Origin of the sequence: Pseudomonas sp. CCNWLW23, from assembly GCF_037095675.1 — a bacterium.
Taxonomy (GTDB): Bacteria; Pseudomonadota; Gammaproteobacteria; order Pseudomonadales; family Pseudomonadaceae; genus Aquipseudomonas; species Aquipseudomonas atacamensis.
The window spans coordinates 105,032-131,695 of record NZ_JBAWKM010000006.1 but is presented as its reverse complement, the minus strand read 5'-3'; the positions used below and the strand labels follow the sequence as shown (position 1 = coordinate 131,695).

Below are 26,664 nucleotides of genomic sequence, written 5' to 3'. Positions count from 1 at the left end.
AGCAGGCTCGCTCCCACAGGGTTATTCAGTGTTGCTTAGAGCCAATAGCTCACCGCATACCAGCCCAACAAACCCATCACCACGGTATACGGCACCGCCATCCACACCATGCGCCCGTACGACAAACGTACCAGCGGCGCGATCGCCGAGGTCAGCAGGAACAGAAACGCTGCCTGACCATTCGGTGTCGCCACACTCGGCAGATTGGTGCCGGTGTTGATCGCAATCGCCAACGTTTCGAAGTGCTCACGAGTCATGTGCCCGGCAAGAAAAGCCTGTTTCACCTCAGTGATGTAAATGGTCGCGACAAACACGTTGTCGCTGATCGCCGAGAGCAGACCATTGGCGATGAACAACATCCCCGGCTGTTGATCCATCGGCAACGCCAAGACCCACTCGATCAGCGGGACGAACAGATGCTGATCGTGAATGACCGCCACCACGGCAAAAAACACCACCAGCAGCGCGGTAAACGGCATGGCGTCCTTGAACGCGCTGCCCAGGCGATGCTCGTCGGTGATGCCGGTAAACGCAGTGATCAACACAATCACCATCAAACCGATCAGGCCGACTTCAGCCAGGTGAAACGCCAGGCAACCAATCAGAATCAGCGCCGCCGCGCCTTGCACCAGCAGCGCCGCCGTCTGACGGGGCGTGCGTTTGGCGTTGTCCTCGGCAGCGTAGTCAGCCAACACAGCGCGGACGTTGTCCGGCAGCAGCGTGCCGTATCCGAACCAGCGCAGCTTCTCCAGCAGCACGCAAGTAACCAGACCCGCCACCAGTACCGGCAGCGACACCGGGGCAACTTTCTGGAAGAACTCGCCGAAATGCCAGCCCATCTCATGGCCAATCAACAGGTTCTGCGGCTCACCGACCAAGGTGCAGACGCCACCGAGCGCCGTGCCGACCGCGCCGTGCATCAACAGGCTGCGCAGGAAAGCGCGGAATTGATTCAAGTCCTCATGGTGTCGCGACGGTAAATGCTGATCGTCACCAAATTCGCTGTCCTTGCGTGGATCATTGCCAGACGCGACCCGGTGATACACCGAGTAAAACCCGACAGCCGCACTGATGATCACCGCCGTCACGGTCAACGCATCAAGAAATGCCGAAAGAAATGCCGACAAGAAGCAGAACATCAGCGCCAGAATCGCTTTCGAGCGCACGCCCAACAGCAGCCGCGAGAAGAGAAACAGCAGCAGATCTTTCATGAAGTAGATGCCGGCAACCATGAACATCAGCAGCAGGATCACCGGAAAGTTGTGCAGCAACTCATCGTAAAGCGCTTGCGGCGTGGTCATCTTCAACAGCAACGCTTCAATCAACAGCAGGCCGCCGGGCATCAACGGATAACACTTGAGCGCCATGGCCAGGGTGAAGATGAATTCGATCACCAGCAACCAGCCTGCGGCGACCGGGCCGATGGTGAACAGGACCACGGCATTGAGAATGAGAAAACCGACGATGGTCGCCTTGTACCAGCGTGGCGATTGCCCGAGGAAGTTGTGCGCGAACGCCTGGGCGATTGAACCGGACATCGGCTGCTCCTTTTATTTAGAAGCGCGAAAGTTGCCGGATGTTTCAAGGAAGATCAAGTCGCCGATAACCTCGATCCTGTTGAATGCTCTATGGATTCAGATAACGCGCAACCATTGCCCGGTAGTTGCCATCCAGTGAATAGCCCCCCACCACGATAGCCCCGTCAGTTTGTATGGCCAGAGAATTGGCTGTATCGAGACTTCGCCCCAGTCGCGTGCGCAACCAACCGTGGCCCTGGCCGAACGCGGGATCGAGACTGCCGTCAGCTTGATAACGGGCGACCATGAAGTCGGCTTCAACCCCGCCGATGGTCGCGCCCACGGCAACGATGCGGCCATCGCTCATCAACTGGGCGGCGTTCCATTGGCATCCGCTGGGACCGATGTCCACCACCTGTGGTTGGCCATGATGACAGTGCAGGTCCGGTCGACCGTTGGCGTGCAGGACAAACGTCAGGCAGCGGATCGGATCGCGGCTGCTGCCGAAGCAGTAGAGCCTGTCGGCGGACTCGATGATCTGGCTGACCTGAGCGCTGTTGCCGTGGGCCCTGAACGCCATGAAACCGTCCACGGCAAAACGCTCGTCCAGACGCCCATCGGACTGGTAAACCGCCAGCAGCCCTTGCTGCGGAAAGTCGATGGAACCTGCGACGACAATTCGCCCATCCGCCTTCAACAGCAGGGTGCTCAGCCAGGTGTTGAGCAGCAAGTGGCGAACCATGACAAATCCGCGCCCGTTGAACGATTCGTCGAGGCTTCCATCAGGACACAGGCGAATCAGCATCCCGGCGTGGTCGGCGAGGCTGAAATGATGGTTGGCGATCAGCAGAATGCGACCGTCGTCCTGCACCGCAAAGTCACAGGCTTCAACACCAGGCACACCCGGCGGCAGCCAGTTGTCGCGGGTGCCCATGGACAGCTCCCCGGGCAGACGCACGATCTGGAAGCCGTCATCACCGAAAGTTCGATCTGGCCGGCCGTCGGCATCGAACAGGGCGAAGGCGGGGAGGGTGCGATGGGTGTCTTCATAATGCAGGCCGGCCAGCAGAATCTTGCCGTCAGCTAGTACCTGAACCTTGCCGGCCTTGGCTTCGAATCCTTCGACGAAACTGCCGATCACGCTGCCCTGAATACCGAACGACAAATCCGCCGAACCATCACCCAGCAGCCGCGCCAGGCCAAAACGACTTCCCTTCGGCGTACCGACCTTGGCGGCGACCAGAATCCGACCCTGCGCATCGAGCGCGACATGTTGCGTCTGGCTGGACAGGCTACCGGCAAAGTACACCTGCGCAACACCGCCGATGGCGAAGGTCGAGTCGAGCGAACCGGGGTTGTTCCATACCGTGGGCAGCGCATAAGTGTTCAGGGTCGACATGCACGCGTCTCCTTGCGAGTAGCCGATATCCCAGTGATTGGGAGGCTGACTGCACGAGCGAAACATTCAATCCCTGAACCGCGAGAAGTACAACTGGACGAATCAACAGAACGACGGTCGCACTGTGCCAGAACAGTGTCTTGTTGAACCAGTCGCAAGCGAGCCAAGCAATTTGGATGAAACAGCGCGGTAAGTACTGTGCTTATTCGACTTCGCATACAACAAAGGCGGATGACTTTAACGTCATCCGCCTTTGTTCGATTATCAGTGTGGCATCGACCACGATTGCAACTTGTGGCCGTCTTCGCTCAGCTCGGCGCGGGCCTGTTGCAGCAGTTGTTCGAGTTGCGCCGGGTCAGAGTAGGCGCTGCTCGGGATCTGTTTGCGACCGATGTGGGAATTGGTGCGGTCGACGACGGTCAGGCTCAGTTCGCCATTGCCGTCTTGTGGCGCCCAGGCCACGCATTGAAAAGGCTTGAACGCGTGGTTGGCAATCAGAAGAGCTTCGTTGATACGCAGCGGGGCAGTCATGGGGTCTTCTCTCTATTGGCGCCCAATCAAGTGATGTGCCGTCGGTTGGGCTTACCGTGCGGCGGGTTACTTGTACTGATGCACGCAACAGGGGGGTGGGTCACACTTGAAACAAAGAAATTTCAGGTTCTTTACATAACGTAAGTTCGTTTCGTTAATCCTGCACCTGTCCGAACACCGCGCTGAATTCACCCCTCACCCCAGCCCTCTCCCCGAGGAGAGGGAGCCGATTTGTGGGCTTTTCAAGCTCGAGTTCGGCTTGGTCTTTCAGATCGGCGTACCCCGCGCAAACACCTCGGTCAGTTCCCTCTCCCTTGGGAGAGGGCTAGGGTGAGGGGCTGCTCTTTGACTCAGCGTAAATAGTCGATAGCTAACTAACAACCAACTTTCTTATAACTCTTTTAATAGCCAGCCTATAAGCAATCGGTACAAGCCTCCGTCAAAATCTTGCTAGTGTTACAACCGGGTCTGCCAAATGACTGTTTTTACGATCATTTATCAAATTTGGCGCCAAGGAACAGTCATGAGCGAAGCGCCTGCGTCGAGACGTTTACTGGTGGTCGATCCCTGCGACGACTGCCATCGCCTGTTGCCCGGATTGCGCGCCGTCGGTTGGGATGTCGACAGTTGTAATCTGGAAAACGCCGCATCCCGCGCCTGTGACGTCGGCCTGCTACGCTTGCAGCCTTATCACCTGGAACGTCCAGAAGCGGTCAAAGAACTGATCAGCCGCAGCGGCACCGAATGGATTGCCGTGCTCAATCAGGAAGTCCTGCGCTTACAGAACGTTGGCGATTTCGTTTGTGAATGGTTCTTTGACTTCCACACCTTGCCCTTCGATGTCTCCCGCGTACAAGTCACACTCGGCCGCGCCTTCGGCATGGCGCGCCTGCGCGGGCAGGGCACGATTCATGTCGATCAGCCAGAGCACGAACTGCTCGGCGACAGCAAACCGATCCGCGAACTGCGCAAACTGCTGAGCAAACTGGCCCCGACCGAATCGCCCGTGCTGATTCGCGGCGAAAGTGGCACCGGCAAAGAGCTGGTCGCGCGCACCCTGCACCGACAATCCCAGCGTCACAACAAACCGTTTGTAGCGATCAACTGCGGGGCGATCCCAGAGCATTTGATCCAGTCAGAATTGTTCGGCCACGAGAAAGGCGCGTTCACCGGCGCACACCAGCGCAAGGTCGGACGCATCGAAGCGGCCAATGGCGGCACGTTGTTCCTCGATGAAATCGGCGACTTGCCGCTGGAATTGCAGGCCAACCTGTTGCGCTTTCTGCAGGAAAAGCACATCGAGCGGGTAGGCGGCAGTCAGCCGATCCCGGTGGACGTTCGCGTTCTGGCCGCAACCCACGTTGACCTGGAAGCGGCGATCGAGAAGAAGCGCTTTCGCGAAGACCTGTATTACCGGCTCAACGTACTGCAAGTGGTAACCGCGCCATTGCGCGAGCGCCATGGCGATCTGTCGATGCTGGCCAACCACTTTTCGCACTTCTACAGCCACGAAACCGGGCGCCGGCCACGCAGCTTCAGCGAAGATGCATTGATTGCCATGGGCAAGCATGACTGGCCGGGTAACGTGCGCGAGCTGGCGAACCGGGTACGGCGGGGGCTGGTGTTGGCGGAGGGAAGGCAGATCGAGGCAAGGGATTTAGGGTTGATCAGCCAACACTCGATCGCCACGCCGATGGGCACGCTGGAGGATTACAAGACCCGAGCGGAACGGCAGGCGTTGTGTGATGTGTTGAATCGGCATAGTGATAATTTGAGTGTGGCTGCGAAAGTGTTAGGGGTTTCGCGGCCTACTTTTTATCGGTTGTTGCATAAGCATCAGATTAGGTGATTGCAAGCGTTTTGGAGTGAGTGAAATCATATTGGGAGGTGTTTAGGGGAAAGCAATACTAGTCTTGGTCCTGACACCATTTTTATATTATTTATGTTTAATTCTTAGATTTTTCATATTTATAGTGTGGGGGGAGGTCGCGTGAAAAACTAACATTAGGGAGTTAGGTGTCGGGGACTCGCTTGCATAAAATGCTACGATTTTTTTTTGCCACAACCCACCCGAAGGTACATTGTCTTCTAATACAATTTCATTATTCTGCACGAGCATTAATCCGATACTGCTTGAGGAACGACAATCACAACTAAACTCAAGCGGGGTGCCCGTCTCAATGCCTTGAAAAGATTTGGAGATCCACACGTGGTAAATACTCGAACCTGTATTAGATAGCGATTCTAAAAAAAACTCATCTGAAGAATTAGAAATCTTAGATTGATAATCCCCAGAAGCGCTAATTGCCCAGTGATTCCAGTCATAGTTATCAAACGTAGTCAAATCATCCAACCCAGCCTTAACCCCATAACTCCTCACCCGACACCCAACCGCCTCACTCTCAACCGTCCCCGAATACAACCCCACCTTCAACACAACAACCAACTTCGAATCCGCCTTACACCCCCGCAACCACTCCACCTCAGTCAGATAACTCAGCCCCACTTCCTGATCATGCGCCGCCCCCACAAACTGCTCCTTAACCCGCTCCCCACCACCCGCAAACGTCTCCACATACTCCAACCAAATTGGACACCCGGCGCACTGGAACGGCCAAGCCTCACACAAAACCTTGGTGTCATCCTTGATCAACCCAACATCCAGCACTTCACCATCAAACCCTTCGAGCTTCGGCATCGGCATGCTCGTCTGCAACAACTCACCAATCACCAGCGTCACACTCTGCACCGGCGTCGGTTGTCCATTAACGATCAGGCTGTATATCAGATCCACACTGCGCTGCAGATTTGCCCCGGTGACGGAGAAATCAATCTCGAATTGCACTTTCGACTGTCCCGCCACCGGCTTTTGCTGTGGAGGTATTGAGCCGGCGCCGGGTCTGCCGGCGATTTCCAGTTTTACCTCGTGATTTGCGCCAAACATCGAAGTGTCAAACACCGTGGTGAATCCGTTCTGATGCCGGTTCGGGTCAAGTTTGTAATCAGGCGCCTCGACAACCGTTGGCGGTTTCAACTGACTGACTTCGCCGGTGACTGGAACAACAACGTCATTGGACGGACGCGCAGGTACGTTGGCGCGGATTAACTTGTAGTTGGTCGTGGCCGAGCCATTGACCATGGCCCTGATCGAGGCATTGGCCAGCTTGAAATCGAAGTGCCCAGGCACGGCGCCGACCGTGTGTACCAACGGTCCGATCGTGACAGGTTCTCCCTCAGGTGTCTGGCCGGTACACCTTAGCTCGACCTCGTCTCCAATCTGGAAATCCGGCGGGGTGAAATAAACCCGTGCATCGGCGTCGCTCGTGCCCAGCACCTTCAGGTCGATGGTGGTGACGTTCTGGTTGTTGACCCAGATTGTTGGCGCCGGCAAGCGGCTGATGCTCAGGTCCACATTCACATAGGTGACTTTCGACCATGGCGCGTTTGGATCCGGCAGATTGCCGACCCGGTCGAACACCTGATAACTCACTTCGATGTTCCTGCCGTTGCCTTCGTCTCTGATGACTTTTTCGGTGAAGGTGAGAAAGATCGGATTATTGACCGGATCTTCGACTTGCTCTCTGGTGACTGGATAGTAGGACACCAACTGGTCACCCCAGCGCCCGATAATTCGGTCGAATGTGGCGCAGTTTACGTAGCTCGCCAACAGCTTGACGCCCAGCTTGGCCATTTCGGCATCCACCCCCTTCGACGGGTCCGGATCCAGCGTGTACACGAGACCGGAATTTCCCGGTTCACTGTCGCTGTCATCGCCGCCGGGCCGGGTAAATTTAACCAGCATCAGTATTTCCTGGGATTTCACAGGCTGCTGATGTGGCCGGGTTACTTTGTAAAACGCGTAAGCGTCGCCGTTGGTGATTTGACCTGCCGGGATCTGGAACAGCAGCTGTTTATTGAGATTGGTGTCATCAATTTCTATCGTTCGAACCGGTAAGAGCGAGTTATCCCAGTGGAAGGCGCACTTTTCTCCAATACTCTGGTTGACCCAAGGATCGACAACAGCTGTCAGGTAACCCGTTCTCACGGCTTCCAGTGAAATACCGCCGTGATACGCCTCTGGTGTTTCCAGATCAGTTGCCATGGGAATTTTTGGAGGAAACAAATCTGCAGCGAGAAGAATGGTCATGGCAAATCTCCTGAGCCCGAGCTGGTCACGGGCGACCAGACGCTGGAGCTATCAGAAGTTATTTCTGCGAAAAGCGCACCTGTCAGATCTGACAGGTGCGGACGTGTTTCCGATGAGTGGTCACGAGCAAGAGCCTCAGAATCAAAAGATCGCAGCCTTCGGCGTCTCCTGCGGGGATTACTCGAATCCACATGCAGGAGCCGCCGAAGGCTGCGATCTTTTGCTTTTGCTTAGAAGTAATACGGGAATTTCAGACTGAACGAAAAGTCCGGCGCATCATCCGTCATACCAATCGACAAGTTCGGCACGATCGTCAGGTTGTCGGTGGCCGCAATGGTCATGCCGACGTTGAAGTAACCGGCGTTGGCATCACTGGACACCACCGATTCCCAATCGCCGCCGTCTTGTTTCAGCTTGCTCTTGCGTTGCACCAGGTCGGAGACCGAGAACGACATACTCATCTTCTCGTTGAGCGCGAAGGCGATACCGGCGCCGATCTGGAAGCTGTCGCCAATCTTCACCTTGCCCGGGTTTTTCTGGTTGACCGTGGAGCTGATGTCGTCGAACGATTCCTCGAGGTTGTGGGTGTAGGAAAGGCTGCCGAACAGCACCGCCGGGTCGAACGTCTTGACCAGCGAGATGCCCGGCGTGATCGACCAGACGCCGTTGCCGGTGGGCAGGGTGTCGGGGACGAACAGGTTGGAGTTGGCGTCGGTCTGGCGCAGTTTGATGCCGAACGGGTCTTTGCCGGTCGGCGCCTTGACGCGCAAGGTGACGACGGCGTCCGGGGTGTTGACCGATTCGTCGAGGAACTTGTAGGCGATACCGAAGTTGACGTCGCCGATGGTTGGATCCTTGGTCACGGTTTCTTCGGTTGTTACGCCAGCCGCGCCCTCGTTGCCGCCGCCGGATTGATACGTCGACTCGCGATAGATCACCGGCACGTTCAGGTCGAACTGCCAGCGGTTATCGAAGTTGTAGCGGCCGGTGAGGTCCAGGGTCCAGGTGTCGGCCTTGATCCGGTCGAGGTTGATGTTGCCCAGGAAGATCGAATCCAGCGCAAGGAAACCGTTGAGGATCAACTGACGGGTGTCGTAGCGCGAATAGGTCAGGCCGGTTTCCACGCTGAACTTGCCGCCGCCAAAGAAACCGCTGGCTTCGTCATACAGATTGGAAACGCTCTGTGCCGGTTGTGAATCATCGGCCAGTGATTGACCGTAGGATGCGCCACTGCCCCCGGCAGCGCCTCCCGATGCAGCGGCCGCACCGGTGCCTGTGGCGGCTCCGGCGGCGACGCGATTGCCTTTCATGTCGGACGGCGATTTGGCCAGCCGTTTTGGCGGTGGGGCGGCGGGTGTTTCTTCTACCTGGCGGACCCGTTGTTCAAGTACCGCCAGCGCTTGTTGTTGTTGTTCGTATCGTTGTCTCAGTTCCAGAAGTTCCCGTTTCAGGGCTTCTACATCGGCGTCGGGTGCTGCTTGCAGCATTGCCGCCGGGAGAAGGGTACTCAAACACACTGCAGCACGCAGTGATACTGATCGATACATGAATAAGCCGTCCCTTTAAGCCCAATGATCGAGACTCAGCGTAGTTCAATATCCGATATTGCGTAGGGCCCCGAGTTGGGTCAGGTTGCAATCCAGTGCACCGGCGCTTCTGCCGTTATTGTTAAGTACGACGTTGAGTTGCGTAAGGTTGTTGACCACGTTGGCGCTGCCCAGCAAACGGGTGTTCTGCAGCAGCCCGCCCTGGGCGACCTGTTGCAGTGCCGTGCCTTGATTGCCGCTGGCCTGAATGGCCATTTGCACGCCACCGCCATTGGCCGAAACCGCGACACTGCCGGCGCCGTTGCTGCCGCTGATGGTCTGCCCGGCGATGAGGGCCTGGCCCTGCGACGGCACCAGTGCCGGGGCCTGACTGGCTTCGCTGACGTTGATCGCGACGTTGTTGTTGGCGGTATTGCCATCGCCCGCCGCGCGCACACTCTGCGTAACGCCCTGGCTACTGTTGAGGCCGGCACCGCCGATGACAGTGCCGGTGCCCAAGGTGGGGGTGCTGCCGTTGCCCGACTCCTTGATGGTCGAGACATAGAATTCCGGTTTGACGGTTGCAGCCTGGATCTGCATCGAGGTCGCGGCCCCGATCAAGTCGCCGCTGGCGTTGCGCCAGGTGCTGCTCATGACAATGCCGAAGCTGATGATCCGCCCCGGCATGACGTAACGACCGCGCAGCTCGGCGAGCTCCTGGTCCTTGATTTCGATGGGTTTGAATCCGGCATGGGCTAAACCTGACGCACTCGCTGCCAGGCAGGCGGCGGCCAGCCAGTATGAGCTTTTCATCTGCTGCTCCCGGGACATCCAGTCCCATTCTCTAACTCGGCGATTAAAAGAAGTCGCTCTGAATGAACCCGAAATCCATCAATTCCGCATCTTTGACCGGGTTGAAACTGTCCAGCGAGTTCTTCGCCGTCAGCGGCACGGGAGGGCTGCGCAAGGCATTGGCCTTGTCGTAACCGGGGCCGACGATGGCAAAGACAATGCCGTTCCAACCTTTGACAAAGTCGTCGTGCTTGTAGCGCTTGTGGCCGAGAACCGGGTCACCGATGTAGACCCAATCCTTGTCCGAGCGCTGCAGGACGACGAAATGCTTGTAGCCACGAATGTCCATCAGAACCACCACCGGAATGGTCACCGCTTTGAGTTTCTCGGGCGGGATCCGGTAGCCACGGGCACGCATGCCGATGCTTTCTACGTAGCGCTTCATGTCGAGCATGGAGAAACCCTGGGTTCGCACCAGGTCCTGGTCAGCGTGGACCAGCATGCCTTTGATGATGTGCTCCTCATCGACGTCGAGCCAATAGGCTTGGCGTAGGACCGTTGCCAGTGCAGCAGCGCCGCAGCTGAAATCGGTTTTCTGTTCGACGATGTCGGCAAACTTGCGCTCACGAATGCTTTGCACGTCCTTGTAGACCAGCACGCCACCCGGCAGGGCAGCGATCGGCATCTGGGCTGCCTGAGTCAGGCCGCACAGACAAAGCAGAGCGAGGAGGGCAGGAGTCCGCATGATCGAATACGCCTTGTGGAACCTGGGAAAAAAGCCCCGTTGCCGGGGCTTTCGTTTCGATCGCGCTTACATGCAGGCTTTGCAACCTGCGGCGATGGACAGCGAGTTGCTTTGTTGGTTGCCCACACCCGCCGAGACGTTGGCTCCGCCGTTGCCGGAGAAGTTGTTCATCGAGTTGGTCATGTTGGCGTTGTTGACGACTGGAGTTTTCCAGCCATCTTTGGTCAACACTTGTTGGGTGGTGACGCCAGCGAGGCCAAAAGTACCCACGGCTTCGAACTTGGCTTTCTGATCATCGTTGCCGCCATGGCCGCCGCCACGGTTGCCCCAACCGCCGTGGTTGTCGTCTTCGATGGTCGCGGTGCCTTTGGCTTTGAACGCGCCAGCGGCTGCATAAGTACCGGTGAGGGTGTCGGTTTTGTAAGCCTGCACGCCTTTGTTTTCCACGACCAGGCCAGTCGAGGACTGGTTGGCAGAGGCAGCGGCCTGCGCTACACGACCACCGGAAACGGCGATGGCGAGGTTGTTTTTCTGTTGGTTGAAGTTGCCGGCGGTCACGTTGATGCCGATGTTGCCGGAACCATTGTTGCCTGCATTGCTGAGCGTGGCGTTGTTGAAGGTGGACGAGTTTTTCACGTAGTTGTTGTTGTTCACCTGAGTCGCGCTCGAGGCGGCAACAGCATTGCCGAAGATGAAGCTCTCGTCAGCGGTGGCCAGTGCAGCAGCGTTGTCCTGCTGGTTGCCGTCGCCGGCGGCGACGTTGGCGCCCATGTTGCCGTTGGAGCCGTTGAGCGAGTCGCTGGCATTGGCGTTGTTCAGGGTGCCCTGGTTTTTCACCACGTTGCCGTCGCTGTTTTGTGCGTCGAGTACAGCGGCGCCGGCGCCTGCGGTGATCTGCAGCAGTTGTTCAAGATTCGGACCTTGTGGCTGGCCGTGACCGTTGCCATGTCCATTGCCGTGCCCGTTACCATGATCATTGTCACCACGGCCGCCAGCCTGTGCTGCCATTGCCATCACTGCTGCGAGTGCGAAAACCAGTGGTTTGAGAGCCATTGTAGGTTTCATGGTTGTTTCTCCGTCGTGCTTATTAGTTGGTTAAGTGTTGGGACTTTTCTAATTGCACTGCTTTTTGTTTGGGTCAGTCTGCGACCCGGATGCTCAGGGTGTTAGCCATTCGGTTCCCCACCCCGGCACTCTGGTTCACCTGGATTACCCCGCGGCTGCCGGTGAAGGCCTGATCACTGGTCGTGACCTGGCGACTGCCGATTGAAGTACCAGTTGCTCCTGAGCTCGGTATAAACGCCACGTTCTGTTGTGAAAGGGCGCTGTCGTCAACGCTCTGCGGGCCGGCACTGATGCTGACGCGCGTGACGTTGGCCATTTGGTTGTTGGCACCGGCGCCCTGGTTCACACCGAGGATGCCGTTGCCATTGCTGAAAGAGTTGCCGCCGATATTGGCGCTCGCGTCGATGGCGCGGCTGGCGGGCGTGTCGATGGTTTGCCTGACGTTGGTGGTGGCATGGGCTTCGGTGCCGATGGCAATCGCCTTGGTGTTGGCTTGTTGCATCTGGTCACCGGCAGCCTGGTTGACATTGAAGTTGCCGCGATACTGAACACCGGAATCCTGAATATTGGCCTTGTTCACTGAAGCCGAATCGGCCATGGCGCTGGTGCAGCCGAGCAGGGCGAGAAGCAGCAGGGTGCGATTCATGTCATTGGCCTCCGGCCATGCGAGTCAGAGGCGCCAGCCCGGTGCTCATCGCCCGGTTGACCGTGTTGGAGATCGAGGCGCCAGAACCACCGCCGCTGCCAGTGCGCATACCGGGCAGGCCGTTCTGGTTGGTCAGAGTGTTCATGCCGGGCAGGTTGGAACTGGGCGTGGTCATGTTGCCGCGAATCGATGAGCCGCTGGCGACACTGGCGAAATCACCGTCAGTGAGTTCGGTACTGCTGAGGGTCTGGTTGATCCGCGCCGAAGGGTTGGCGTTGACCGTGGTTGGATAGGGATCTTTGCCGCCATTGCGACCGATCGCGATGGGTTGAACGTCGCGGTTGAGGACGATCACTCCATTGCCGTCGGCCTGGGCGCTGGCACTGATCAATGCGCTGGCGGCTGATCCGATCAGCAGGAGGCAGGTCAGGCTTTTATTGAAATTCCCCACGGCTGCAATTCCTTCTTCAGTGGGCTGGGTTATTCAGCGTTGTGAAGGAGAGAGCGAAAGCTGTGCCGGTTTTGAATTGTCGCGTTATTTCAATGGCTTAGGTGTTTTCCGGGAATGCTCAAAGCGGGTACTGTTTCAGCGCTGAGACACATGCATGGGTGATTGGACGGTGCTTGACGTCGGAAAGCTCTGGAACAAGGGTTTGCGCCGATGTGTTTCATCGGCGTAACAGGTGACGTGACGGAGTGATGAACAGCGTTTGGACGGGGGCTTTGCGCGGTGAGGAGTGTTTCAAAAACGGACAGTTTCGTCCCAAGGCGGCTCAGCTGGACAGCAAAAGCTCGACCGCCGCAAAGGCTTGCGTCTGGCGCTCGGCCCAATTGCCCTCGATAACTTGCAATGACTGTTGATGCTCAATCAACCAGGCGCGGGTGGCTTCGAAAAATGCCATGCGATCCGCAAGATCCGGTTGGCAGCGCTGACCATCTTCGGCCCAGTCGACCTGTTGCGGCGACAGCAGCAGGTGCAGGTCGTAATGGCGCGTGAGCAATTCGCTTTGCAGCCAGGCCGGGCAGTCGCCGAACAGGGTCTGGCTCCAGAGGATGTTGCTCAGCAGATGGGTGTCGAGAATCAGCAGTTCGGGTTGTTTCGCCCGTGCCTGATCTTCCCATTGCAACTGGCCTCTAGCGATATCAGGAATATCCGCGAGGCAAGTGTCGCGTGGGTTGTCTTCGATGAACCGACGAACATATTCATCAACGCGCACGCCGCCGAAACGCTGCTCAAGGCCTGCCGCCAGCCAGCTCTTGCCGGTGGATTCCGGGCCGGTGAGAACAACGACTTTCATGTGCGCAACGCCGGATCGGCACGCCATTCCCGCCAGCCTTGCACTGCGAGCAGGGTAAACAGCGCATACAGGCCGGCAGTCAGATAGAGGCCTTTATAGATGAACAGGCCGACAAAGATCACATCGAGGACGAACCACAGCGCCCAGCATTGCAGGCGTTTTTGCGCCATCCACAGTTGCGCCACCAGACTGAAACCGGTGAGCGCGGCATCGAGCCACGGCTGTGCGGCGTCGGTCCAGTGCGCCATCGCCGCGCCCAGCAGCAGGCTGCCGATCGCTCCAATGCCAAGGCCGAGCAGAATCGAGCGTGCATCGAGGCGGGTGACTTGGCGACCGTCATGCATCGTCCCGGCGCGGGTCCATTGCCACCAGCCGTAGATTTGCAGCGCGGCATAGATCACTTGCAGCAACATGTCCGAATACAGCTTCACCTCAAAGAAGATCCAGCTGTAGAGCAACACCATGACCAGCCCGATCGGCCAGCACCACGGATTCTGCTTGACCGTCAGCCACACGGCGATGACACCGAGGGCAGCAGCAAACAGTTCAAGCCCGGACATGGCGGATCCTTGGGGGAGTTGAGAAGGGGGCGGATTGTACTGCATTAGTCAGATCAAAAGCCCCTCACCCTAACCCTCTCCCGGAGGGAGAGGGAACTGACCGCGTTGTTTGGTCGAGGTACGCTGACCTGGAATATCGCGTCGAACGCAGATCATGAAAAGCGCAATGATCTGCTCCCTCTCCTCGGGGAGAGGGCTGGGGTGAGGGGTGGGCTCACCTCGGTGACCGGTCAGACCCGGAACTGGCGCAGCAACCCGTTGAGCTGTTCGCTCAGTTGCCCAAGGCGCAAGCTGGCTGCACTGGATTGCTCAGCCGCCAACGCGGTGCTATGGGAAAGCCCGGCCGCCTGGGTCACGTTCTGGTTGATGTCCTCAACCACCTGCGCCTGTTGCAAGGTAGCGCTGGCAATCGACGCATTCAGGCCATTGAGATTACGCAACGCCTGGCCAATGGCATTAAGGCTCGCCCCGGCCAGTCCCGCCTGTTCGATGGTCAATTGCGAGGCCTTGCTGCTGTCGCCGATCACCTTCACCGCAGCCTCCGAGTGATTCTGCAAACGCTCGATCATCGACTGAATTTCAGCGGTCGATTTCTGCGTACGCTGGGCCAGCAAGCGCACCTCATCGGCCACCACGGCGAACCCGCGACCCTGTTCACCCGCACGCGCCGCTTCAATCGCCGCGTTCAAGGCCAGCAGATTGGTCTGCTCGGCAATCGAGCGAATCACTTCCAGCACGCTGCCAATCTGCGTGCTCTCCGCCGCCAGGGTGCGGATCACTTCCACCGCCTGATCGATCGTGCCGGAGAGCTTGTCGATCTGTTGCAGGCTGCCGTCAATGTTGATCTGCCCCTGTTGCGCCTGCGCTTCGGCATCACGCATTTCGGCGGCGGCGTGTTCGGCGTTTTTCGCCACGTCCTGCACGCCGTAGGTGACTTCGTTGATCGCCGTGGCGACCAGTTCCATCTGCTGCGATTGCTGCTGACTGCGCTGCTGCGCTTGCGAGGCATCGTTGCCCAGCTCACTGGACGACTGACCCAAAGCGCTGGCCGAGACCTGCAGATCACCAATCACTCGGCGCAATTTGGCGGTGAAGGCATTGAAGTGATGGGCCAGTTCAGTGACCTCATCCTTGCCGTGGGTATCAAGGCTGCGGGTCAGGTCGCTCTCGCCGCTGGCGATGTTCGCCATGGCATTCACGGTCTCCTGCAACGGACGGACGATGCTGCGTGCGATCAGGATCACCAGCAGCGCCATGATCAGCGCAATCGCCAGGCCGATCGCCGACGCCTTGATCATTTGTTCCTGAAATTCCGCCTGAACATCGTCGACGTAAACGCCGGAACCGATTACCCAGCCCCACGGCTCGAACAATTTCACGTACGAAGTCTTCGCAACGGGATCGGTCGCACCCGGTTTCGGCCAGCGATAATTGACCATGCCCGCGCCTTTGGCCTTGGCAATGGCGACCATCTCGTTGAACACCGCAAAGCCGTCCGGGTCGCGGATCGCCGAGAGATTCTGGCCTTCGAGCTTGGGATTTGTCGGGTGCATGACCATCACGGGCGTGAGGTCGTTGATCCAGAAGTAGTCGCTCTGGTCATAGCGCAGGCCACGGATCGCGGTCAACGCTTGCTTTTGCGCGGCATCCCTGGTCAGGGTGCCGGCGGTCTCAAGACCTTGGTAATAGGTGAGCAGGCCACTGGCGGTCTGCACCACGTGCTGGGTTTTCTGCGCCTTGGCGTGGTAGAGGTCGTCGTGGATCTGCTTGAGCATCAGCACGCCCAAGGTCAGCAACATGACCACCGCCACGATCAAGATGAGCCACAAGCGTCGGCTGATCGACACACTGCGCAAGCTGTTCATAACGCTGTCACTCCGGATTCTTGTTCTTGTAATAAACGATCGCCAGCATTCAGCCACCGCTGTGGGCTCGCGATTGCGCGACTTGAGCCGCCTAACGCGGGGAGCGCTATTAAGGCTTGTCTGTTAGGATTTCGGCCCCGCGCGCAAAAACCTGAATCCGGTTTTGATATTTCACGGAATTTTTACCGTTTCGTGTGGATCCTGTGCGCGCGCAATCGCTACAGCTTTTACCGGCTACGCTGGACGCAGTGAACGAAAAAATACTATCGGGGCATGCCCGCGCGCATCGCTCTCTGGGGGATTGATGGATCTTTGGACCGCCTTGCAGGCACTGATTCTAGGAGTTGTAGAAGGGCTGACGGAGTTTTTGCCCATTTCGAGTACCGGACACCAGATCATCGTCGCCGACTTGCTGAACTTCGGCGGCGAACGGGCCATGGCGTTCAACATCATCATCCAGCTCGGCGCGATCCTCGCGGTGGTCTGGGAATTTCGCCGCAAGATCCTCGACGTGGTGATCGGCCTGCCGACCCAACCGAGCGCCAGGCGTTTCACCACCAACCTGCTGATCGCCTTTTTGCCCGCCGTGGTGCTGGGGGTGATCTTTGCTGATCTGATTCACGAATACCTGTTCAACCCGATCACCGTGGCGGCGGCGCTGGTCATCGGCGGCATCATCATGCTGTGGGCCGAACAGCGCCAGCATGAAGTGCATGCCGAAACCGTCGATGAAATCCGCTGGACCGACGCGTTGAAAATCGGCTTCGCGCAATGCCTGGCGATGATTCCCGGCACCTCGCGTTCGGGCTCGACGATCATTGGTGGCTTGCTGTTCGGCTTGTCGCGCAAGACGGCCACCGAGTTCTCGTTTTTCCTCGCCATGCCAACCATGGTCGGTGCGGCGGTGTATTCGGGTTACAAATACCGCGATCTGTTTGTGCCGGCGGATTTCCCGGTGTTCGCCATTGGTTTCGTCACGGCGTTCATCTTCGCCATGATCGCTGTGCGCGGCCTGCTCAAGTTCATTGGCAGCCACAGCTACGCAGCCTTTGCCTGGTACCGGATTGCGTTCGGCCTGTTCATTCTGGCGACCTGGCAGTTCGGCTGGGTGGACTGGTCGGCGGCCAAGGCATGAACGATTCCCGCACGCGCCGCCCTGAGGGGCGGCCTTCAGGCGGGCGCGTTCAGCATCTGAAATTGAAGCTCGTGGTGTTGCTGATCGTCTGCGCGCTGCCGCTGTTCGGCTCGCTGTCGATGTGGCTCAGCGGCATCTCGCGGGTGCCGCTGGCGGCGTACGGGATTGTCAGTGTGCTGGCGTTCTTTCTGTACTGGGCCGACAAACGCAAGGCCCGCGCCGATGCCTGGCGCACCCCGGAAAACATCCTGCATGCGGTAGAACTGGCGGGCGGCTGGCCAGGAGCTTTGATTGCGCAGCAGGTGTTTCGGCACAAGACGCGCAAGGTGTCGTTTCAGATTCTGTTCTGGGCGATCGTGTTGTTGCATCAGGTGTTCTGGATTGACCAGATTTTTCTCGGATCGAACTTGCTGTCGCTGATTTAACGTCCATCGAAAATCCCCTGTGGGAGCGAGCCTGCTCGCGAAAGCAATCTCATCCTCGCTGATGAGTCGCCTGACAAACCGCCTTCGCGAGCAGGCTCGCTCCCACAGGATTTGCGTGCTTACAAAAGCAGGCCGATTTGAGTCTTCTTGGGCAACTTGCTCACCACCAGTTGATGCGATCGCTGCAACAAACCCTGCAATTCCTCGGCTCTCAGCGGGTAGGGCGGGTGCATGATGATCCACTGCGCCCGCGCCAGATACGGCGCCGGATGAATCCCCGGGCGGTCGCAATGGCCGAGAAACAGATCCTTGTCGACCTTGAACGCCAGCGAATCCCCACGTAATCCCTGCAAGGCAAACATCTTGTTGCCGGCAATCGAGAACACCCGCACGCCGCCCCATTTGTAATCTTCCCGGGCGCCGGGCAGGGCCAGACAAAACTCGGCGACCTCGGCTTCGCTCATTCTTCCCTGTTTCATAGAAATCTATCCCCGCAGGCATTGAACGATTCGACCAAGTGATCGATCCATGCGCGCACCGCCGGCATTACCCCGCGCCGGTGCGGATACACCGCTTGCAACCAGCCGCCGGGCAATGACCATTCCGGCAGCACTTGCACCAGCGTGCCGTTACGCAATTCGGTTTCGCAGAACATCATCGGCAGCACGGTAAAACCCTGACCGGCCAGGACGCAGGCCTTGCGCACCACGAAGTCATCAATGCCCAGCCGCGCTTCCATGCTCAGATCAACACTCTTGCCCTGCTGATCGAGCAGGCGCACATGCACCATGCGATCGGCTTCCAGCGCGCCCAGTACCGGCAGGGTTTTCAGGTCCTGCGGATGATTGATGGTCTTGCCTTGCATGAACGCCGGGCTGGCGATCACCACCGCCTGGGCCTGACGCAAGCGGCGGGTGACCAGCAACGGGTCTTCATCACCGTGATCGCGCACACGCAAAGCGACATCGATGCCTTCGGTGACCAGATCGACCCGGCGATTGAGCAGCACGACCTCCAGCTGCACCTGCGGAAACTTGCCGAGAAAGTCGCTGATCACCGTCGGCAGCATTTCATGGGCAAGCCCGGTCGGGCACGACACCCGCAAGCGCCCGCGCGGTTCGCTGGACATGCTCGCCACCGCTTCGTCAGCCATTTCCGCTTCCAGCAACATCGCCTGACAGTGGCGCAAATAGCGTTCGCCAACGGCGGTGAGATTGAGTTGGCGGGTGGTGCGTTGCAGCAGACGTGCGCCGAGTCGGTCTTCCAGTTCGGCAATTCTTCTCGAAAGCCGTGACTTGGGAATACCGAGCAAGCGCCCGGCGGCGGCAAATCCGCCGGCTTCAACCACTTTGGCGAAATAGTAGAGATCGTTGAGGTCCTGCATGCGCGTTTCCAGTCGTTCTATCAATGGGACGAACTATCGCATTGTCGGCGACTAATCAGCCATTGGTTTGTTGCGTAGGATTGTCCCCATTCCGTCGCCGCCGGCGATTCTTTCAGGAGAACCCACATGAAACTGTTGCACATCGATTCGAGCATTCTCGGCGACAACTCGGCTTCCCGTCAGTTGAGCCGTCAAGTCGTCGACGCCTGGCAAGCCGCCGAGCCGAGCGCCGTAGTCACCTACCGCGACCTGGCCGCCGACGCGATCAGCCACTTCTCGTCGACCACACTGGTTGCCGCCGGCACCACCGCCGAACTGCGCGACGCTGCGCAACAGCACGAAGCCGAGCTGAGCGCTTCGACCCTGGCCGAATTCATCGCTGCCGACGCCGTGGTGATTGCCGCGCCGATGTACAACTTCACCGTTCCAACCCAACTGAAAGCGTGGATCGACCGCGTCGCCGTCGCTGGCCAGACGTTCCGCTACACCGAAGCCGGCCCTGAAGGCCTCTGCGGTGGCAAGAAAGTGGTGATCGTGTCGACTTCCGGTGGCATCCACGCCGGTCAGGCCAGCGGCATCGCTCATGAAGAATATCTGAAGCTGGTACTGGGCTTCCTCGGCATCACCGATATCGAAATCGTCCGCGCTGAAGGTCTGGCCTATGGCGAAGAAGTGCGCAACAACGCCATGAGCGCTGCGCAAGAGAAGATCAGCGAGCAACTGTTCGCCGCCGCATAAGGCTTGCGTAAAGAACAGCTGATGTTCAGGTAATCCCCCAAAAACTCTGTATTCTGGTTCCGCAAGGGCCGAATACGGAGTTTTTTGTTTCTGGCTGTTACATAATCTGGCCCGGGTTATGCAGTTTCAGCACATCCGACGATGTGGTCCGACAGGGTAGGGCATTCATGAGGCATCTTTGTGCACTGTTGCTGATTTGCCTGCTGGCCAGCCTGAATTCAGTGCAGGCCGCACCGGGGCGCCACCCTGTCTGGAGCGTCGGTTATCACGAGATGACCTTTCTCGACCCGCTCGATCTGCAACCGATGCGCGCCATCGCTTTTTATCCGTCCAGTGACCGCGAGCACATGAGTTTGCTTGAGGGTTACTCGGTCGAGGCCGGTGAAGACACCAAGGTCGCGATCGGCCGCTTTCCCATGTTGATGCTGTCCCACGGCAATACCGGCACGCCGCTGGCCTTGCATGATCTGGCGACGTCGCTAGCGCGCAAAGGGTTTGTCGTGGTTGCGGTGATTCATCCCGGTGACAACTGGCGCGACCACAGCCGACTGGGCACGTTGAGCAATCTCTACGGCCGGCCAATCCAGATTTCCCAAGCGATCACCGCCACCCTCGCCGACAACATGCTGGCGCCGTTCGTCAATGCTGAACAGGTCGGAGTGATCGGTTATTCGGCCGGTGGCGAGACCGCGTTGATTCTTTCCGGGGCGCAACCGGATCTGGATCGTCTGCGCCGCTATTGCCAGGAACGTCCGGACGATCACGACGCCTGCAACACCCAGGGCGAGCTGATTGTTGATCGCGATGACTTGCAGCCGGTGGCCGATCCACGGGTACACGCGTTATTGCTGATGGCGCCGCTGAGCCTCAAGTTCGGCCGCCATACCCTCGCCGATGTGCACGTACCGGTGCTGCTCTACAGCGGCGACGGCGACAAACTGGTGGCCTTCGATAAAAACGCTGCGGCTTTGGCGCGCAAACTGCCCACCGCGCCGGACTTCAAACTGCTGGCCGGAGCAGGGCACTTCGTGTTCATGGCGCCGTGCACCGAAGAGCAGATCCGCGCCATGCCGGCGTTGTGCACCGATGCCGACGGAGTGGATCGCGAGGATATACACCGCAACCTGATCTCCGAGGCCGGACGATTTTTTGCTCATGCACTGGGCAGATCGACACGGGCCGGGATGCAGACGGCGGATCAATAACTCAAACACCGCTCCCACGGGAAATTGAATTGTCTGCTTTCAGGAAAGTGCGCGGCGCTTGAGCAACAAGGTCAGGCCCAACCCGGTCACCGATAACAATGCCGCGCTGAAGAAAATCCACGAATAGCCCAGATTCAACGCCACCGCGCCCATCAATGGCCCGGCAATCGCCAGTGCCAGATCGAAGAACACCGCATAAGCCCCCAACCCTGAACCACGGCTGGAACTCGGCACCTGTTTGATTGCTTCAACCCCCAGCGCCGGGTACACCAGAGACAGCCCAAACCCCGCCAGCCCTGCGCCGATCAACGCATACGCAGTGGAGGGCGCCAGCCACAACATCACCAGGCCGACGGTTTCAACCGACATGCAAACGATGGCCGAGGCAAACCCGCCAAAGCGGGCGATGGCCGAAATAAACAGCAATCGCGACAGAATGAAACACACGCCAAACACAGTCAGGCAGTACGCCGCGCCGGTCCAGCCTCGGTTGAGGTAATAAAGGGTGATGAACGTAGTCAGCGTGCCGTAGCCGATCGAGGCCAGCGTCAGGCTGGTTCCGTACGGCGCAATCTTGCCGAACACCGCCCAGAACGACAGGCGCTCACCACGAATCACCGGCACCGAAGGCTTGTTGCGGATCAACCACAGCGCACCTGCCGCCAACGCCGACAGCGCGAGGCCAAGGCTGACAAAACCATATTCGGCAACCATCACCACGCCTAGCGGCGCACCAATGGCGATCGCGCCGTAAGAAGCAATGCCGTTCCAGCCGATGGATTTCGCCGTATGCTCGACACCGACCTGGCCCATGCACCAACTGATGGTGCCGACGCCGATCAGGCCTTGGGCAATACCGAGCAACAAGCGCCCGGCAATCAGGATCAACAGGCTGGTCAGCGGAAAACTTTGCAGCAAGGTCGACAGCAACGTCAGCGCGCCACTGAGGACAATCCCCCACAAGCCATAAATGATCGCCCGCTTGGTGCCGAGCGTGTCCGACATGCGCCCGGCCATCGGCCGGCTGAGCAGGGTGGCGAGGTACTGCGAGCCGATCACCAGGCCGGCAATGATCGCGCTGAAACCCAGTTGCTCATGGACGTAACCGGGCAGTACCGCAATCGGCAACCCGATACAGAGAAAGGCAATGAAGGTATAGAAAACGATGGAGACGATCTGCAGGGTGATCGCCAGGGAGCTTTGCGGTGGCAGTGGCTGCGCAGACATGAGCACTCGTTCGCGGGCGGCGGTGGGAGAGTTGCCGACATCATGGCGCGGGGCCGGGATAAAAGAAAGCAGGCTAACTACTTCGCCTTATTGATCGTTCCCACGCGGAGCGTGGGAACGATCAATGTGGGAGCGAGCCTGCTCGCGAATATCTGCGCACCCACAGTTCCCAAACGCCGAATGCAAAAAGCCCCGTCACAGGGACAGGGCTTTTAACTTGCAGCTTGCAGCTTGAAACTAAAAGCTGCTCTTAGAAAACGACGCCCTGGCTACGCAGGTAGTCGTCATAAGTGCCGCTGAAGTCGGTCACGCCGTTCGGGCTCAGCTCGATGATGCGGGTGGCCAGGGACGATACGAACTCACGGTCGTGGCTGACGAAAATCAGCGTGCCCGGGTAGTTTTCCAGCGCCAGGTTCAGCGCCTCGATCGATTCCATGTCCAAGTGGTTGGTCGGTTCGTCCATGATAAGCACGTTCGGCTTTTGCAGGATCAGCTTGCCGAACAGCATGCGACCTTGCTCACCACCGGAGATGACCTTGACCGACTTGAGGATCTCGTCGTTGGAGAACAGCATCCGGCCCAAAGTACCGCGAATCATCTGTTCGCCCTGGGTCCACTGACCCATCCAGTCGAACAGGGTGACGTCGTCTTCGAAGTCGTGAGCGTGGTCCTGAGCGTAGTAGCCCAGCTCGGCGGCGTCGGTCCATTTCACGCTACCGGCGTCCGGGGTCAGTTCATTGACCAGGGTGCGCAGCAGGGTGGTCTTGCCGATACCGTTCGGGCCGATGATCGCGACGCGCTCGCCGGCTTCAACCTGGAAGCTGAAGTCCTTGAACAGTGGCTTGCCATCGAAACCCTTGGCCATTTTCTCGACCATGACCGCCTGACGGTGCAGCTTCTTGTTCTGCTCGAAACGAATGAACGGGCTGACGCGGCTGGAAGGCTTGACCTCGGCCAGCTGGATCTTGTCGATCGCCTTGGCGCGGGAGGTGGCCTGCTTGGCTTTCGAGGCGTTCGCCGAGAAGCGGCTGACGAACGATTGCAGCTCGGAGATCTGCGCTTTCTTCTTGGCGTTGTCCGACAGCAGTTGCTCGCGGGACTGGGTCGCCACGGTCATGTACTCGTCGTAGTTGCCCGGGAACAGACGCAGCTCGCCGTAATCCAGGTCAGCCATGTGCGTGCACACGCTGTTCAGGAAGTGACGGTCGTGGGAGATGATGATCATCAGGCTGTTGCGCTGGGTGAGGATGTTTTCCAGCCAGCGAATGGTGTTGATGTCCAGGTGGTTGGTCGGTTCGTCGAGCAACAGCACTTCCGGATCGGAAAACAGTGCCTGCGCCAGCAATACGCGCAGTTTCCAGCCTGGCGAAACTTCGCTCATCGGGCCGAAATGCTGTTCCAGCGGAATGCCCAGACCCAGCAACAGTTCGCCGGCGCGGGATTCGGCGGTGTAGCCGTCCATCTCGGCGAACTCGGTTTCCAGCTCGGCAACGGCCATGCCGTCTTCTTCGGACATTTCCGCCAGCGAATAGATGCGATCGCGCTCGGCCTTGACCTTCCACAGCTCTTCGTGACCCATGATCACGGTGTCGATCACGGTGAATTCTTCGTAGGCGAACTGATCCTGGCGCAGCTTACCCAGACGCACGTTCGGCTCGAGCATGACCTGGCCACCGGACGGATCGAGATCGCCGCCGAGGATTTTCATGAAGGTCGACTTGCCGCAACCGTTGGCACCGATCAGGCCGTAGCGATTGCCTGCGCCGAATTTGACCGAAACGTTTTCGAACAGCGGCTTGGCGCCAAACTGCATCGTGATGTTAGCTGTGGAGATCAATTACCTTACCTATCAATGGGTTAGAGCTGGTCTGTGGTGCCTGGTACATACTTGCGTACCAATCTGGAGCTTTTCCAGCTCCCCCCAGTCTGTGCTTGAGTTGAGCCAACGCGCATAAGCCGTCCGCAACTGGGGCCGTTGAAGGCAAGCTGCTGAGCGACGAGTACGGGGTTCTTGTTGGACATTGGCGCGCATTGTCGCATAACTCAGACGGCAGTTATATGGCAGGCAAACGGGCGTACACATCGGCTCGTCCGAGAAGCGACCGATATCCGCTGATCAAAATCTCGAAAACCCGAATGAACTCACTCGACCATTTTCACTTCGGAAAGTGGAGCAGCAGCCATTTTGTTCAAACGAGTGAGGACCAAGCCATGCGAGCAATGACCTATCACGGCGCCCATGACGTGCGCGTCGAAACCGTACCGGACCCGAAACTTGAAGCCGCCGACGACATCATCCTGCGCGTCACCGCCACCGCCATCTGCGGATCGGACCTGCACCTGTACCGCGGCAAAATACCCACCGTCGAGCACGGCGATATCTTTGGCCATGAGTTCATGGGCGTCGTCGAAGAAACCGGCCCGGCCGTCACGGCCGTGCAGCGCGGCGACCGTGTGGTGATTCCGTTCGTGATCGCCTGCGGCGATTGCTTCTTCTGCCAGCAAGAGCTTTACGCCGCCTGCGAGACCACCAATGAGGGCCCTGGCGCGGCGCTGAACAAGAAAATGATTCCGCCGCCAGCAGCGCTGTTCGGCTACAGCCGTCTGTATGGCGGGATTCCCGGTGGCCAGGCGGAACTGGTGCGCGTGCCGAAAGCCAATACCGGCCCGTTCAAGGTGCCGGGCACGCTGTCGGACGAGAAAGTACTGTTTCTCTCTGACATCCTGCCGACTGCCTGGCAAGCCGTGATCAACGCCGGCGTCAAACAGGGTTCGAGTCTGGCCATTTACGGCGCCGGCCCGGTCGGGTTGCTCACCGCAGCCTGCGCGAGAATGCTCGGTGCTGAGCTGATCTTCATGGTCGACCATCACCAGTACCGCCTCGATTATGCCCAGCGCACCTACGGCGTGATTCCGATCAACTTCGATCAAGACGATGACCCGGCCGACACCATTACCGGCCAGACTCCCGGCCATCGCGGCGTCGATGCCGTGGTCGATGCCGTGGGCCTTGAAGCCAAGGGCAGCACCACCGAAACGGTCATGGCTACACTCAAGCTTGAAGGCAGCAGCGGCAAGGCCTTGCGCCAGTGCATCGCCGCTGTCCGCCGTGGCGGCGTGGTCAGCGTTCCGGGCGTATATGCCGGGTTCATCCATGGTTTTATGTTCGGCGATGCTTTTGACAAGGGCCTGACCTTCAAAATGGGCCAGACTCACGTACAGCGTTTTCTGCCGGAGCTGCTTGGCTACATCGAAACCGGCAAGTTGCAGCCCGAAGCGATCATCACTCACAGGCTGTCGCTGGAGCAGGCTGCCGAGGGCTACAAGATCTTCAATAAGAAGCAGGAAGAATGCCGCAAGGTGATTCTGACCCCGGGTGGCAGCGATGTTCCGCTGGCGCAGCTGGATGAAACCACGCCGTTCGCACCGGCCACCTGAAATTGAGGAGTTTTCATGGCGCTACCGTCATCTTCGTTCGCCGCCCCCGTGCGCGCATGGCTCGTCAGCCTTTCGCGTACGGGCTGGGGAGGGCGCATTTTCTGGCTGACCCTGGTCGGTGTAACCGTGTTGCTCTTGATCAGTGGCTACACCGGTTTGGTCAGTACGGGCCGCGACACCTTGCGCCTCGCCACACTTGGTGGGCTGTCGGGTTTTGCCGCCACGGCAGTCGGTGCGTTATTGGCCCTGGCGTTGCGGGCGATTACTTCGCGAACTCAAGACACCATGCTCGGTTTCGCGGCGGGGATGATGCTGGCAGCCAGTTCCTTTTCATTGATCCTGCCGGGCATTGCGGCGGCGAAGGAGGCGGTGAGCAGTCCCATGCTCGCCGCTGCCGTCGTTGTGGCAGGCATGGCCTTGGGCGTGGCGTTGATGGTCGGCCTCGACCGCTTCGTTCCCCACGAACATGAAAAGAGCGGCCGGCGCGGCCCGGAAGCCAAGCGCTTCAATCGGGTCTGGCTGTTCGTGCTGGCGATCACCCTGCACAACCTGCCGGAAGGCATGGCGATCGGCGTCAGCTTCGCCACCGGCGACATGAAAATCGGCTTGCCGCTGACCACTGCGATCGCCATTCAGGACATTCCAGAAGGACTGGCTGTGGCGTTGGCGCTGCGGGTGACCGGCATTTCCGCAGTGCGTGCGGCATTGATTGCCGCCGCTTCAGGATTGATGGAGCCGTTGGGCGCGATCATCGGTTTGGGCATCACCAACAGCTTCGCGCTGGGCTTCCCGGTGGCGATGGGCCTGGCTGCGGGTGCGATGATCTTCGTGGTATCCCACGAAGTGATTCCGGAAACTCACCGCAACGGCCACGAAACACCGGCCACGCTCGGACTGATGCTTGGCTTCGGCGTGATGATGTTTCTCGACACGGCTTTGGGTTAGCCAACCGGCGCACACCACTGAGCGCATCGCCCCGCACAAAAAAGGAATTTTTTTCAGCTCCAATCACTCTTTCGTT

General features: G+C 58.7%; 24 protein-coding genes. 7 read left to right on the top strand and 17 right to left on the bottom strand.

The genetic code is table 11. From position 1 onward, the window contains the following. Positions 1–35: 35 nt before the first annotated feature. The 3 genes from nhaB to V8J63_RS10730 all read right to left on the bottom strand — a co-directional run bounded on the left by nhaB (position 36) and on the right by V8J63_RS10730 (position 3,447). Entirely contained in the window at positions 36–1,538 is a 1,503-nt protein-coding gene (gene nhaB, locus V8J63_RS10740) for a sodium/proton antiporter NhaB (RefSeq protein WP_336464017.1), read from the bottom strand. Positions 1,539–1,626: 88 nt separating this feature from the next. Then, the gene (locus V8J63_RS10735) at positions 1,627–2,916 is read right to left on the bottom strand and encodes a hypothetical protein (RefSeq protein WP_336464016.1); all 1,290 of its coding nucleotides are present in this window, start codon (positions 2,914–2,916) and stop codon (positions 1,627–1,629) included. A 264-nt stretch (positions 2,917–3,180) separates the two neighbouring features. Then, positions 3,181–3,447 (bottom strand): hypothetical protein, encoded by a 267-nt coding sequence (locus tag V8J63_RS10730; protein WP_016774677.1) that lies wholly within the window; start codon positions 3,445–3,447, stop codon positions 3,181–3,183. 523 nt (positions 3,448–3,970) lie between these two features. Here V8J63_RS10730 and V8J63_RS10725 point away from each other — a divergent pair. Further along, positions 3,971–5,296: a sigma-54 dependent transcriptional regulator gene (locus V8J63_RS10725; RefSeq protein WP_016774678.1), complete on the top strand. Its 1,326-nt coding sequence runs from the start codon at positions 3,971–3,973 to the stop codon at positions 5,294–5,296. Between the two features lie 87 nt (positions 5,297–5,383). Here the strand turns inward: V8J63_RS10725 and V8J63_RS10720 are convergent, their stop codons facing one another. The 10 genes from V8J63_RS10720 to V8J63_RS10675 form a co-directional block, all read right to left on the bottom strand. Next, a complete protein-coding gene (locus V8J63_RS10720) occupies positions 5,384–7,594 on the bottom strand; it encodes a hypothetical protein (protein WP_336464015.1) in 2,211 nt (736 codons plus the stop codon). 230 nt (positions 7,595–7,824) lie between these two features. Beyond that, a complete protein-coding gene (locus tag V8J63_RS10715) occupies positions 7,825–9,141 on the bottom strand; it encodes a hypothetical protein (protein WP_041479694.1) in 1,317 nt (438 codons plus the stop codon). Between the two features lie 45 nt (positions 9,142–9,186). Continuing rightward, positions 9,187–9,933, bottom strand: a complete 747-nt coding sequence (locus V8J63_RS10710) for a hypothetical protein (protein WP_073474520.1) — start codon at positions 9,931–9,933, stop codon at positions 9,187–9,189. A gap of 43 nt (positions 9,934–9,976) precedes the next feature. Further along, positions 9,977–10,657 (bottom strand): C39 family peptidase, encoded by a 681-nt coding sequence (locus V8J63_RS10705; RefSeq protein ID WP_336464014.1) that lies wholly within the window; start codon positions 10,655–10,657, stop codon positions 9,977–9,979. A gap of 66 nt (positions 10,658–10,723) precedes the next feature. After that, positions 10,724–11,722 carry a heme utilization protein gene (locus tag V8J63_RS10700; RefSeq protein ID WP_336464013.1) on the bottom strand — a complete coding sequence of 333 codons (999 nt, stop codon included), beginning with the start codon at positions 11,720–11,722 and terminating at the stop codon, positions 10,724–10,726. A 73-nt stretch (positions 11,723–11,795) separates the two neighbouring features. Continuing rightward, positions 11,796–12,368 carry an adhesin gene (locus V8J63_RS10695; protein WP_130887297.1) on the bottom strand — a complete coding sequence of 191 codons (573 nt, stop codon included), beginning with the start codon at positions 12,366–12,368 and terminating at the stop codon, positions 11,796–11,798. Position 12,369: 1 nt separating this feature from the next. After that, positions 12,370–12,819 (bottom strand): hypothetical protein, encoded by a 450-nt coding sequence (locus V8J63_RS10690; protein WP_336464012.1) that lies wholly within the window; start codon positions 12,817–12,819, stop codon positions 12,370–12,372. A gap of 322 nt (positions 12,820–13,141) precedes the next feature. Continuing rightward, positions 13,142–13,666 (bottom strand): AAA family ATPase, encoded by a 525-nt coding sequence (locus V8J63_RS10685; RefSeq protein ID WP_051600449.1) that lies wholly within the window; start codon positions 13,664–13,666, stop codon positions 13,142–13,144. After that, entirely contained in the window at positions 13,663–14,226 is a 564-nt protein-coding gene (gene pnuC, locus V8J63_RS10680) for a nicotinamide riboside transporter PnuC (RefSeq protein WP_130887296.1), read from the bottom strand. The genes V8J63_RS10685 and pnuC overlap by 4 nt, the downstream gene beginning before the upstream one ends. Before the next feature lie 230 nt (positions 14,227–14,456). Continuing rightward, complete coding sequence (locus V8J63_RS10675; RefSeq protein ID WP_125926852.1) at positions 14,457–16,091, bottom strand: methyl-accepting chemotaxis protein; 1,635 nt, start codon at positions 16,089–16,091, stop codon at positions 14,457–14,459. A 304-nt stretch (positions 16,092–16,395) separates the two neighbouring features. Between V8J63_RS10675 and V8J63_RS10670 the strand changes: the two genes are divergently transcribed. Beyond that, the gene (locus V8J63_RS10670) at positions 16,396–17,226 is read left to right on the top strand and encodes an undecaprenyl-diphosphate phosphatase (protein WP_122692612.1); all 831 of its coding nucleotides are present in this window, start codon (positions 16,396–16,398) and stop codon (positions 17,224–17,226) included. Then, the gene (locus tag V8J63_RS10665; protein ID WP_071172405.1) at positions 17,223–17,651 is read left to right on the top strand and encodes a DUF1294 domain-containing protein; all 429 of its coding nucleotides are present in this window, start codon (positions 17,223–17,225) and stop codon (positions 17,649–17,651) included. The genes V8J63_RS10670 and V8J63_RS10665 overlap by 4 nt, the downstream gene beginning before the upstream one ends. A 119-nt stretch (positions 17,652–17,770) precedes the next feature. On the opposite strand, the gene V8J63_RS10660 is transcribed toward V8J63_RS10665, so the two are convergent. Continuing rightward, a complete protein-coding gene (locus V8J63_RS10660; protein WP_125926850.1) occupies positions 17,771–18,130 on the bottom strand; it encodes an MmcQ/YjbR family DNA-binding protein in 360 nt (119 codons plus the stop codon). Then, positions 18,127–19,035, bottom strand: coding sequence for a LysR substrate-binding domain-containing protein (locus V8J63_RS10655; RefSeq protein WP_125916232.1), 909 nt, complete (start codon positions 19,033–19,035; stop codon positions 18,127–18,129). Before V8J63_RS10655 ends, V8J63_RS10660 begins: the two co-directional genes overlap by 4 nt. Before the next feature lie 126 nt (positions 19,036–19,161). Between V8J63_RS10655 and V8J63_RS10650 the strand changes: the two genes are divergently transcribed. Both V8J63_RS10650 and V8J63_RS10645 read left to right on the top strand, forming a co-directional pair. After that, complete coding sequence (locus V8J63_RS10650; RefSeq protein ID WP_336464011.1) at positions 19,162–19,773, top strand: FMN-dependent NADH-azoreductase; 612 nt, start codon at positions 19,162–19,164, stop codon at positions 19,771–19,773. A 167-nt stretch (positions 19,774–19,940) separates the two neighbouring features. After that, entirely contained in the window at positions 19,941–20,978 is a 1,038-nt protein-coding gene (locus V8J63_RS10645) for an alpha/beta hydrolase family protein (protein WP_122507326.1), read from the top strand. A 39-nt stretch (positions 20,979–21,017) separates the two neighbouring features. Here the strand turns inward: V8J63_RS10645 and V8J63_RS10640 are convergent, their stop codons facing one another. Beyond that, complete coding sequence (locus V8J63_RS10640) at positions 21,018–22,205, bottom strand: MFS transporter (protein ID WP_123442512.1); 1,188 nt, start codon at positions 22,203–22,205, stop codon at positions 21,018–21,020. Between the two features lie 250 nt (positions 22,206–22,455). Next, positions 22,456–24,042, bottom strand: a complete 1,587-nt coding sequence (locus V8J63_RS10635; RefSeq protein WP_016774693.1) for an ABC-F family ATPase — start codon at positions 24,040–24,042, stop codon at positions 22,456–22,458. A gap of 374 nt (positions 24,043–24,416) precedes the next feature. Between V8J63_RS10635 and V8J63_RS10630 the strand changes: the two genes are divergently transcribed. Next, the gene (locus tag V8J63_RS10630) at positions 24,417–25,643 is read left to right on the top strand and encodes a zinc-dependent alcohol dehydrogenase (RefSeq protein WP_336464010.1); all 1,227 of its coding nucleotides are present in this window, start codon (positions 24,417–24,419) and stop codon (positions 25,641–25,643) included. Between the two features lie 15 nt (positions 25,644–25,658). Further along, positions 25,659–26,588 carry a ZIP family metal transporter gene (locus V8J63_RS10625; RefSeq protein WP_130927242.1) on the top strand — a complete coding sequence of 310 codons (930 nt, stop codon included), beginning with the start codon at positions 25,659–25,661 and terminating at the stop codon, positions 26,586–26,588. Positions 26,589–26,664 lie beyond the last annotated feature (76 nt).

Bases quoted from the DNA above. Each gene is read 5' to 3' on its own strand.
- nhaB (WP_336464017.1), bottom strand. From the start codon at position 1,538: ATGTCCGGTTCAATCGCCCAGGCGTTCGCGCACAACTTCCTCGGGCAA.
- V8J63_RS10735 (WP_336464016.1), bottom strand. From the start codon at position 2,916: ATGTCGACCCTGAACACTTATGCGCTGCCCACGGTATGGAACAACCCC.
- V8J63_RS10730 (WP_016774677.1), bottom strand. From the start codon at position 3,447: ATGACTGCCCCGCTGCGTATCAACGAAGCTCTTCTGATTGCCAACCAC.
- V8J63_RS10725 (WP_016774678.1), top strand. From the start codon at position 3,971: ATGAGCGAAGCGCCTGCGTCGAGACGTTTACTGGTGGTCGATCCCTGC.
- V8J63_RS10720 (WP_336464015.1), bottom strand. From the start codon at position 7,594: ATGACCATTCTTCTCGCTGCAGATTTGTTTCCTCCAAAAATTCCCATG.
- V8J63_RS10715 (WP_041479694.1), bottom strand. From the start codon at position 9,141: ATGTATCGATCAGTATCACTGCGTGCTGCAGTGTGTTTGAGTACCCTT.
- V8J63_RS10710 (WP_073474520.1), bottom strand. From the start codon at position 9,933: ATGAAAAGCTCATACTGGCTGGCCGCCGCCTGCCTGGCAGCGAGTGCG.
- V8J63_RS10705 (WP_336464014.1), bottom strand. From the start codon at position 10,657: ATGCGGACTCCTGCCCTCCTCGCTCTGCTTTGTCTGTGCGGCCTGACT.
- V8J63_RS10700 (WP_336464013.1), bottom strand. From the start codon at position 11,722: ATGAAACCTACAATGGCTCTCAAACCACTGGTTTTCGCACTCGCAGCA.
- V8J63_RS10695 (WP_130887297.1), bottom strand. From the start codon at position 12,368: ATGAATCGCACCCTGCTGCTTCTCGCCCTGCTCGGCTGCACCAGCGCC.
- V8J63_RS10685 (WP_051600449.1), bottom strand. From the start codon at position 13,666: ATGAAAGTCGTTGTTCTCACCGGCCCGGAATCCACCGGCAAGAGCTGG.
- pnuC (WP_130887296.1), bottom strand. From the start codon at position 14,226: ATGTCCGGGCTTGAACTGTTTGCTGCTGCCCTCGGTGTCATCGCCGTG.
- V8J63_RS10675 (WP_125926852.1), bottom strand. From the start codon at position 16,091: ATGAACAGCTTGCGCAGTGTGTCGATCAGCCGACGCTTGTGGCTCATC.
- V8J63_RS10670 (WP_122692612.1), top strand. From the start codon at position 16,396: ATGGATCTTTGGACCGCCTTGCAGGCACTGATTCTAGGAGTTGTAGAA.
- V8J63_RS10665 (WP_071172405.1), top strand. From the start codon at position 17,223: ATGAACGATTCCCGCACGCGCCGCCCTGAGGGGCGGCCTTCAGGCGGG.
- V8J63_RS10660 (WP_125926850.1), bottom strand. From the start codon at position 18,130: ATGAAACAGGGAAGAATGAGCGAAGCCGAGGTCGCCGAGTTTTGTCTG.
- V8J63_RS10655 (WP_125916232.1), bottom strand. From the start codon at position 19,035: ATGCAGGACCTCAACGATCTCTACTATTTCGCCAAAGTGGTTGAAGCC.
- V8J63_RS10650 (WP_336464011.1), top strand. From the start codon at position 19,162: ATGAAACTGTTGCACATCGATTCGAGCATTCTCGGCGACAACTCGGCT.
- V8J63_RS10645 (WP_122507326.1), top strand. From the start codon at position 19,941: ATGAGGCATCTTTGTGCACTGTTGCTGATTTGCCTGCTGGCCAGCCTG.
- V8J63_RS10640 (WP_123442512.1), bottom strand. From the start codon at position 22,205: ATGTCTGCGCAGCCACTGCCACCGCAAAGCTCCCTGGCGATCACCCTG.
- V8J63_RS10630 (WP_336464010.1), top strand. From the start codon at position 24,417: ATGCGAGCAATGACCTATCACGGCGCCCATGACGTGCGCGTCGAAACC.
- V8J63_RS10625 (WP_130927242.1), top strand. From the start codon at position 25,659: ATGGCGCTACCGTCATCTTCGTTCGCCGCCCCCGTGCGCGCATGGCTC.